The organism is Pantoea sp. Seng (assembly GCF_009829935.1).
Taxonomy (GTDB): Bacteria; Pseudomonadota; Gammaproteobacteria; order Enterobacterales; family Enterobacteriaceae; genus Pantoea; species Pantoea communis.
In genome coordinates, this window is sequence record NZ_SZZV01000039.1 from 1 (window position 1) to 7920 (window position 7920).

General features: G+C 51.4%; 11 protein-coding genes and 1 pseudogene. 11 read left to right on the forward strand and 1 reads right to left on the reverse strand.

The window, feature by feature from the left end; all coding sequences use genetic code 11:
• Nucleotides 1–93 (forward strand): annotated as a pseudogene (locus FD737_RS24010) (hypothetical protein); the annotation flags it as partial.
• Between the two features lie 193 nt (nt 94–286).
• Entirely contained in the window at nt 287–841 is a 555-nt protein-coding gene (gene slyD, locus FD737_RS23455; RefSeq protein ID WP_034830781.1) for a peptidylprolyl isomerase, read from the forward strand.
• A 46-nt stretch (nt 842–887) separates the two neighbouring features.
• Here slyD and FD737_RS23460 read toward each other — a convergent pair whose 3' ends face one another.
• Entirely contained in the window at nt 888–1106 is a 219-nt protein-coding gene (locus tag FD737_RS23460; RefSeq protein ID WP_034830802.1) for a SlyX family protein, read from the reverse strand.
• Between the two features lie 280 nt (nt 1107–1386).
• On the opposite strand from FD737_RS23460, the gene fkpA reads away from it, so the two are divergent.
• The 9 genes from fkpA to FD737_RS23505 all read left to right on the forward strand — a co-directional run.
• Nucleotides 1387–2217 (forward strand): FKBP-type peptidyl-prolyl cis-trans isomerase, encoded by an 831-nt coding sequence (fkpA, locus tag FD737_RS23465; RefSeq protein WP_045833796.1) that lies wholly within the window; start codon nt 1387–1389, stop codon nt 2215–2217.
• Between the two features lie 268 nt (nt 2218–2485).
• Nucleotides 2486–3208, forward strand: a complete 723-nt coding sequence (locus FD737_RS23470) for a transcriptional regulator (RefSeq protein WP_034830776.1) — start codon at nt 2486–2488, stop codon at nt 3206–3208.
• On the forward strand, nt 3208–3594 hold the full coding sequence (gene tusD, locus FD737_RS23475) for a sulfurtransferase complex subunit TusD (RefSeq protein ID WP_160834688.1): 387 nt from the start codon (nt 3208–3210) through the stop codon (nt 3592–3594). The genes FD737_RS23470 and tusD overlap by 1 nt, the downstream gene beginning before the upstream one ends.
• Nucleotides 3594–3953: a sulfurtransferase complex subunit TusC gene (gene tusC / locus FD737_RS23480; RefSeq protein WP_034830771.1), complete on the forward strand. Its 360-nt coding sequence runs from the start codon at nt 3594–3596 to the stop codon at nt 3951–3953. Before tusD ends, tusC begins: the two co-directional genes overlap by 1 nt.
• A gap of 9 nt (nt 3954–3962) precedes the next feature.
• Nucleotides 3963–4250 (forward strand): sulfurtransferase complex subunit TusB, encoded by a 288-nt coding sequence (gene tusB, locus FD737_RS23485; RefSeq protein ID WP_160834689.1) that lies wholly within the window; start codon nt 3963–3965, stop codon nt 4248–4250.
• A gap of 126 nt (nt 4251–4376) precedes the next feature.
• Nucleotides 4377–4751, forward strand: coding sequence for a 30S ribosomal protein S12 (rpsL, locus tag FD737_RS23490; RefSeq protein WP_006120575.1), 375 nt, complete (start codon nt 4377–4379; stop codon nt 4749–4751).
• Nucleotides 4752–4847: 96 nt separating this feature from the next.
• Nucleotides 4848–5318, forward strand: coding sequence for a 30S ribosomal protein S7 (gene rpsG, locus FD737_RS23495; protein ID WP_007886246.1), 471 nt, complete (start codon nt 4848–4850; stop codon nt 5316–5318).
• A gap of 93 nt (nt 5319–5411) precedes the next feature.
• Complete coding sequence (gene fusA / locus FD737_RS23500) at nt 5412–7526, forward strand: elongation factor G (protein WP_160834690.1); 2115 nt, start codon at nt 5412–5414, stop codon at nt 7524–7526.
• Between the two features lie 69 nt (nt 7527–7595).
• Nucleotides 7596–7920 (forward strand): GTP-binding protein (locus FD737_RS23505; protein WP_237448856.1); only part of this gene is annotated, 325 nt, incomplete at its 3' end.

The window sequence follows — 7920 nt, forward strand, 5'->3', positions numbered from 1 at the left end:
CAGTGCGGCCATCAAATGCGTGAAGCGGATAAACAAGTTCGCGATAAGGTGCGCAGCAATGAGCAAGTGATCGGCATTTTTCATCCTGAGTAGCAGAATGGCGCAGCTTTTTTTAAGCTTAAACTTACAGCGGGATTGAATTCCGCTACAATCGGCGCCATTAACGCTGAGCAGTATGCAGCAACACATTTGTTGGCATCCTCAGTCTTGAACCTTTCTGGTTGGTTATTGCACGCAAAATAGACCAATGAGACGGGATCTCAGTTCTCAACGGTTAGGAGATATCATGAAAGTAGCAAAAGACCTGGTGGTGAGCCTGGCGTATCAGGTTCGTACCGAAGACGGTGTGTTGGTTGACGAGTCACCGGTGAGTGCACCGTTGGACTATCTGCACGGTCATGGTTCCCTGATTTCTGGTCTGGAAAAAGCGCTGGAAAATCACGCGGTTGGCGATAAGTTTGATGTGCATATTCCGGCAAACGACGCTTACGGTCAGTACGATGACAACCTGGTGCAGCGTGTACCAAAAGACGTGTTCATGGGCGTCGATGAACTGCAGGTTGGCATGCGCTTCCTGGCAGAAACCGATCAGGGTCCAGTGCCGGTTGAAATCACTGAAGTGGAAGACGAGCACGTTGTGGTTGATGGTAACCACATGCTGGCGGGTCAGAACCTGAACTTCAACGTGGAAGTGGTAGCGATCCGTGAAGCAACGGAAGAAGAAATCGCACACGGCCATGTACATGGTGCAGATGGTCATCATCATGACCACGATCACGACCATGGTCACGATCACGGCCAGGGCGGTTGTGGTACTGGCGGTTGCGGTTGCAGCCACTAAGTTCTGCATTGAACAACAAAAGGCCACCTTCAGGTGGCCTTTTGCTTTAATAGTGCGGTGGTGGCGTCTCTTCGGACTGCGAAGCAATCGGTGAAGGTGTCGCTGCTTTCACTTTATCCACTAATAAACGTACCTGTTCGCGCATACGACTCATCTCCAGTTCATGTTGAGTCACCGTCAGATTGAGCTGATCGATGGTGTGCTCCTGAAATGCCAGTTTGCTCTCCAGCGCCTCAAGGCGTTGCTCCCACTCTTCATGCTGCATCATTTCTTCTCCTGTCACGGTGCTGCGCCTGGCGCGTATCGGGCGTGATTCTACGGTCTTTAGCGGCAGAATCACCCCTATTTTTAACCTTTATGGGGCTTTGCGGTTGAAATCAGCGCTAATGCCTTCATCTCTGGTGAAACTTCCTGATGCAAAAAAGGTCGGATGTTAAGCGGGTAATTACGTTGTGGGAGTGTTCGCCGCTGCCACGTAAAGTTATAGTGTGGGCCACTGTCCGCAATGATTCCCGAGGTTTAGATGCTTCGGTTTTGGAGAAAGGATGAAATCACTGTTTAAAGTCACATTGTTAGCTACCACCATGGCCATTGCGCTGAATGCACCGCTGGCAATGGCAGCTGAAACCGCTGCGGCTCCGGCTGACGCTGCTCAGGCAGCACCGCAGGCACCGAAAAATGCTGCCTTCAAAAACGAAGACCAGCAGTCAGCTTATGCGCTGGGTGCTTCTTTGGGTCGCTACATGGACAACTCTCTGAAGGAACAAGAGAAACTGGGCATCAAACTGGACAAAGATCAGTTGATCGCAGGTGTTCAGGATGCATTCGGTGGCAAGAGCAAACTGTCTGATCAAGAAATCGAGCAGACACTGCAAGCCTTCGAAGGCCGCGTGAAAGGTGCTGCACAGGCGAAGATGGAAAAGGACGCGAAAGAGAACTCTGACAAGGGTGCCGCTTACGCTGATAAATTCGCCAAAGAAAAAGGCGTGAAGAAAACTGAATCTGGCTTGCTGTATCAGGTTGAGAAAGAAGGCACCGGTGACGCACCTAAAGACAGCGACACCGTCGTCGTGAACTATAAAGGTACGCTGATCGACGGTACCGAGTTCGATAACTCTTACACCCGTGGCGAGCCACTGTCATTCCGTCTCGACGGCGTGATCCCAGGCTGGACCGAAGGTCTTAAGCACGTGAAGAAAGGCGGCAAGATCAAGCTGGTGATCCCACCGAACCTGGCTTACGGTAAAAATGGCGTTCCGGGCATTCCGGCCAACTCAACGCTGGTATTTGATGTTGAGCTGCTGGATATCAAGCCAGCGCCAAAAGCGGATGAGAAAGCACAGGCTCCGGCCGCTGCTGATAAGAAAGCGCAGTAATCTGCTTGCGCTTCTGACGCCGCCTCCGGGCGGCGTTTTTATTTGTCCGCCAGACTTGAGCTGCGCTGGCTGTGCTCGCCATCCTCACTCATGCTCATGGCATGAACCAACTTGCCGTCTTGCAGCAACCCAAATTGTTTAGGGGAATGAGTAAAGCTCTGGCTAAACATCCCGACATTTGCCAGACTAGCGCCTGCACAACTATCACAATATGAGTCTGCCCCAAAGCTGTCGAGACAGGCTCCAGCCATTTAGGGTAATGTCTTCGATGTCTAATCCATTCAATCCCGGTGAACTGACTGACTTCGATTTACTGGAGCAACGTCCGTTCGAGCAAGCCGATTACGATATTCTCAAATCTTACGAAGCCGTCGTTGATGGCCTCGCGATGCTGATCGGCTCGCACTGCGAAATCGTGCTGCACTCGCTGGAAGATTTGAAATGCTCCGCCGTGCGCATCGCCAACGGTGAACATACCGGCCGTAAAGTGGGCTCGCCGATTACCGATTTGGCACTGCGCATGCTGCACGATATGCATGGCGCTGACAGCAATGTGTCCCGTGCTTACTTCACGCGCGCTAAGAGCGGCGTGCTGATGAAATCGGTCACCATCGCGATTCGCAATCGTCAGCAGCGCGTGATTGGCCTGCTGTGTATTAACATGAACCTTGATGTGCCGTTCTCGCAGATTATGTCGACCTTTATGCCGCCGGAAATGCAGCAGGTAGATTCCAACGTCAACTTTGCCAGCTCAGTCGAAGACCTGGTGATGCAAACGCTGGAATTTACCATTGAGGAAGTGAGCAACGACCGCAATGTGTCGAACAACGCCAAGAATCGCCAGATTGTGCTCAACCTGTACGAGAAGGGAATTTTTGATATCAAGGATGCGATTAACCAGGTGGCCGATCGTCTCAATATTTCCAAACACACGGTTTATCTCTACATCCGCCAGTTCAAAAGTGGAGACTTCCAGGGGCAGGATCGCTAATGCGCTATACCTTGCTGGTAACGGGGCCAGCGTACGGTACGCAGAATGCCAGTAGTGCATTGCTGTTTGCTCGTGCGTTGCTCAAAGCAGGGCACCAGTTGGAAAGTGTTTTCTTTTATAGAGAAGGCGTGCTGAATGCCAATCAGCTCACTTCACCTGCCAGCGATGAAGTCGATGTGGTGCGCGCATGGCAGCAACTGCGCGAAGAGAGTGGTGCCGCGCTAAATATTTGCGTGGCTGCCGCATTGCGCCGTGGCGTGACGGATGAGCAGGAAGCGACGCGCTTGCAACTGGTGGGCAGTAATTTGCAGCCTGGTTTTAAACTGAGCGGCTTAGGTGCGCTGGCAGAAGCCGCGTTGAGCTGTGATCGTTTGGTGCAATTCTGATGAATCGTGTGGCATTTCTTTTCACTCAGGCACCCCACGGCAGCAGCGCGGGCAGGGAAGGGCTGGATGCGGTGCTGGCCACTGGCGCGCTCAGCGAAGACATTGGACTGTTCTTTATTGGCGATGGCGTACTGCAACTGCAACGCGCACAGCAGCCTGAGCAGATTTTGGCTCGCAACTATATCGCGACGTTCGGCGTGCTCGATCTCTACGACATCGACCAGTGTTTCGCCTGCCGAGAGTCACTTGATGCGCGCGGGCAAAGCTTGACGGCTGAACGCGTGATGACGGCTGAAGTGCTGGATGCCGCGACACTGCGCCAGAAACTCGCCACTTATCATCGAATCCTTCGTTTCTGAGAATCCAACATGCTCTACACGCTGCTGCAATCACCCTGGCAATGCGATATCGATAGCCTGTTACTGCTGATGCAGAAGGGCGACGACTTGCTGCTAATGCAGGATGGCGTCACGGCCGCGCTTGAGGGCAGCCAGATGCTCATCAAGCTGCAAGCCTCTCCGGCCGCGCTTTGGGTTCTTGAGGAAGATGTGGTCGCGCGTGGGTTGGTTGAGCAAATTTCGACCAAAGTAGCACGTTTGGACTATACTGGTTTCGTTGCGATGACGGTGAAGCACCAACAACAAGTGGCCTGGTAGCAAGGAAAACCTGGTTATTTCTTGACACCCTTTTGACACAGCCCTAAAATTCTGCCTCCTCGTAGTAATACGAGGCGATTTATTACGTGTTTACGAAGCAAAAAGCTAAATCCCAGGAGCTATTTAATGGCAACAGTTAACCAGCTGGTTCGCAAACCACGCGTACGCAAAGTTGCAAAGAGCAACGTGCCTGCGCTGGAAGCTTGCCCGCAGAAACGTGGTGTTTGTACTCGTGTGTACACCACTACCCCTAAAAAACCAAACTCAGCACTGCGTAAAGTTTGCCGTGTGCGTTTGACTAACGGTTTTGAAGTTACCTCCTACATCGGCGGTGAAGGTCATAACCTCCAGGAACACTCAGTGATCCTGATTCGTGGCGGTCGTGTTAAAGACTTGCCAGGTGTGCGTTACCACACCGTTCGCGGCGCGCTTGACTGCTCAGGTGTTAAAGACCGTAAGCAGTCACGCTCCAAGTACGGCGTGAAGAAGCCAAAGGCTTAATGGTTCTCCGTTAAGTAAGGCCAAACATTTTCACTTTAATGTCAAAATAAACTCGTAGAGTTTTGGACAATCCTGAATTAACAACGGAGTATTTCCATGCCACGTCGTCGCGTCATTGGTCAGCGTAAAATCCTGCCAGATCCTAAGTTCGGATCAGAATTGCTGGCTAAATTTGTAAACATCCTGATGGTAGATGGTAAAAAATCTACTGCAGAATCTATCGTCTATACCGCACTTGATACCCTGGCTCAACGTGCAGGTAAAGATGGTCTGGAAGCTTTCGAAGTTGCACTCGAAAACGTACGTCCGACTGTAGAAGTTAAGTCACGTCGCGTTGGTGGTTCAACCTACCAGGTTCCAGTTGAAGTCCGTCCGGTTCGTCGTAATGCTCTGGCAATGCGTTGGATCGTTGAAGCTGCTCGTAAACGCGGTGATAAATCAATGGCTCTTCGCCTGGCGAACGAACTTTCTGACGCTGCAGAGAACAAAGGTACTGCAGTTAAGAAACGTGAAGACGTTCACCGTATGGCTGAAGCCAACAAGGCGTTCGCACACTACCGCTGGTAACAGCCACGTAGTTGTTATTAACCCAGCGGGCGTCCCAGTGGCTTACCTGCTGGGCTTTTTTAACTTAGAACGTCTCAGAATCAGAGGAATCAAATGGCTCGTAAAACACCCATTGAGCGCTATCGTAACATCGGTATCAGTGCTCACATCGACGCCGGTAAAACTACCACTACCGAACGTGTTCTGTTCTACACCGGTGTAAACCACAAGATCGGTGAAGTGCATGACGGCGCCGCAACCATGGACTGGATGGAGCAGGAACAGGAACGTGGTATTACCATCACTTCCGCTGCAACCACCTGTTACTGGTCAGGTATGGCTAAGCAGTTCGAGCCACACCACGTCAACATCATTGACACCCCGGGACACGTTGACTTCACCATCGAAGTTGAGCGTTCTATGCGTGTGCTTGATGGCGCAGTAATGGTTTACTGTGCGGTTGGTGGTGTTCAGCCACAGTCTGAAACCGTATGGCGCCAGGCTAACAAATATAAAGTTCCACGCATCGCGTTCGTTAACAAAATGGACCGCATGGGTGCTAACTTCCTGAAAGTTGTTGAACAGATGAAAACGCGCCTGGGTGCAAACCCGGTTCCGCTTCAGCTGGCAATCGGCGCAGAAGAGAAATTCACCGGTGTTGTTGACCTGGTGAAAATGAAAGCCATCAACTGGAACGATGAAGATCAGGGCGTTACCTTCGTTTACGAAGATATCCCAGCTGATATGCAGGAACTGGCTGATGAATGGCGTGCGAATCTGGTTGAAGCCGCTGCAGAAGGTTCTGATGAGCTGATGGAGAAATTCTTCGGCGGTGAAGAGCTGACTGAAGAAGAGATCAAAACTTCTCTGCGTAAGCGCGTGCTGAAAAACGAAATCATCCTGGTTACCTGTGGTTCTGCATTTAAGAACAAAGGTGTTCAGGCGATGCTGGATGCGGTAGTTGAATACCTGCCAGCACCGACTGACGTTACCGCGATCAACGGTATGCTGGACGACGGTAAAGACACGCCGGCTGAGCGTCATTCTGACGACAACGAGCCGTTTGCTGCTCTGGCGTTCAAAATCGCAACCGACCCGTTTGTGGGTAACCTGACTTTCTTCCGCGTTTACTCTGGTGTTGTTAACACCGGTGACACCGTGTTCAACCCGGTTAAGTCAAACCGTGAGCGTCTGGGCCGTATCGTTCAGATGCACGCTAACAAACGTGAAGAGATCAAAGAAGTTCGTGCGGGCGACATCGCAGCTGCGATCGGCCTGAAAGATGTGACCACTGGTGACACCCTGTGTGATCCAGAAAATGTCATCATTCTTGAGCGCATGGAATTCCCAGAGCCAGTAATCTCTATCGCCGTTGAGCCGAAAACCAAAGCTGACCAGGAAAAAATGGGTCTGGCTCTGGGTCGTCTGGCAAAAGAGGATCCATCTTTCCGCGTATGGACTGATGAAGAATCTAACCAGACCATCATCGCGGGTATGGGTGAGCTGCACCTCGACATCATCGTTGACCGTATGAAGCGTGAGTTCAACGTTGAAGCGAACGTCGGTAAACCACAGGTTGCTTATCGCGAAGCGATTCGCGCTAAAATCACCGATGTTGAAGGTAAACACGCTAAGCAGTCCGGTGGTCGTGGTCAGTACGGTCATGTTGTTATCGACATGTACCCACTGGAGCCGGGTTCTAACCCTAAAGGTTACGAATTCGTCAACGACATCAAGGGTGGTGTGATTCCAACTGAATACATCCCTGCGGTTGATAAAGGTATCCAGGAGCAGCTGAAGTCTGGTCCACTGGCCGGTTACCCGGTAGTAGATCTGGGTGTTCGTCTGCACTTCGGTTCTTACCATGACGTTGACTCCTCTGAGCTGGCGTTTAAACTGGCCGCTTCTTTAGCCTTCAAAGATGGCTTTAAGAAAGCACAGCCCGTTCTGCTTGAGCCGATCATGAAGGTTGAAGTAGAGACTCCGGAAGAGAACACCGGTGACGTTATCGGTGACCTTAGCCGTCGTCGTGGTATGCTCAAAGGACAGGAATCTAACGCTACTGGCGTTCAGATCCATGCTGAAGTTCCACTGTCTGAAATGTTCGGATATGCAACCCAGCTGCGTTCTCTGACCAAAGGCCGTGCTTCTTACTCCATGGAGTTCCTGAAGTACGATGATGCGCCGAACAACGTCGCTCAGGCCGTTATTGAAGCTCGTAGCAAATAAGCTACGGTTTAAAAATTGTGAACTGATGCCTTCATGACTCATGAAGGCACAACGTAAGGAATTATCGCCATGGCGAAAGAGCAATTTCAGCGTAACAAACTGCACGTAAACGTTGGCACCATCGGTCACGTTGACCATGGTAAAACCACTCTGACTGCAGCTATCACCACCGTTCTGGCTAAAACCTACGGCGGCTCTGCTAAAGCGTTCGATCAGATCGATAACGCACCAGAAGAGAAAGCTCGTGGTATCACCATCAACACTTCACACGTTGAATATGAAACCCCGACTCGCCACTATGCGCACGTTGACTGCCCTGGCCACGCCGACTATGTGAAAAACATGATCACCGGTGCTGCGCAGATGGACGGCGCGATCCTGGTTGTTGCTGCGA

Coding starts and splice junctions, on each gene's coding strand:
- tusC (WP_034830771.1), top strand. CDS start 3,594: ATGAATCGTGTGGCATTTCTTTTCACTCAGGCACCCCACGGCAGCAGC.
- slyD (WP_034830781.1), top strand. CDS start 287: ATGAAAGTAGCAAAAGACCTGGTGGTGAGCCTGGCGTATCAGGTTCGT.
- FD737_RS23460 (WP_034830802.1), bottom strand. CDS start 1,106: ATGCAGCATGAAGAGTGGGAGCAACGCCTTGAGGCGCTGGAGAGCAAA.
- tusD (WP_160834688.1), top strand. CDS start 3,208: ATGCGCTATACCTTGCTGGTAACGGGGCCAGCGTACGGTACGCAGAAT.
- fkpA (WP_045833796.1), top strand. CDS start 1,387: ATGAAATCACTGTTTAAAGTCACATTGTTAGCTACCACCATGGCCATT.
- tusB (WP_160834689.1), top strand. CDS start 3,963: ATGCTCTACACGCTGCTGCAATCACCCTGGCAATGCGATATCGATAGC.
- fusA (WP_160834690.1), top strand. CDS start 5,412: ATGGCTCGTAAAACACCCATTGAGCGCTATCGTAACATCGGTATCAGT.
- rpsL (WP_006120575.1), top strand. CDS start 4,377: ATGGCAACAGTTAACCAGCTGGTTCGCAAACCACGCGTACGCAAAGTT.
- rpsG (WP_007886246.1), top strand. CDS start 4,848: ATGCCACGTCGTCGCGTCATTGGTCAGCGTAAAATCCTGCCAGATCCT.
- FD737_RS23470 (WP_034830776.1), top strand. CDS start 2,486: ATGTCTAATCCATTCAATCCCGGTGAACTGACTGACTTCGATTTACTG.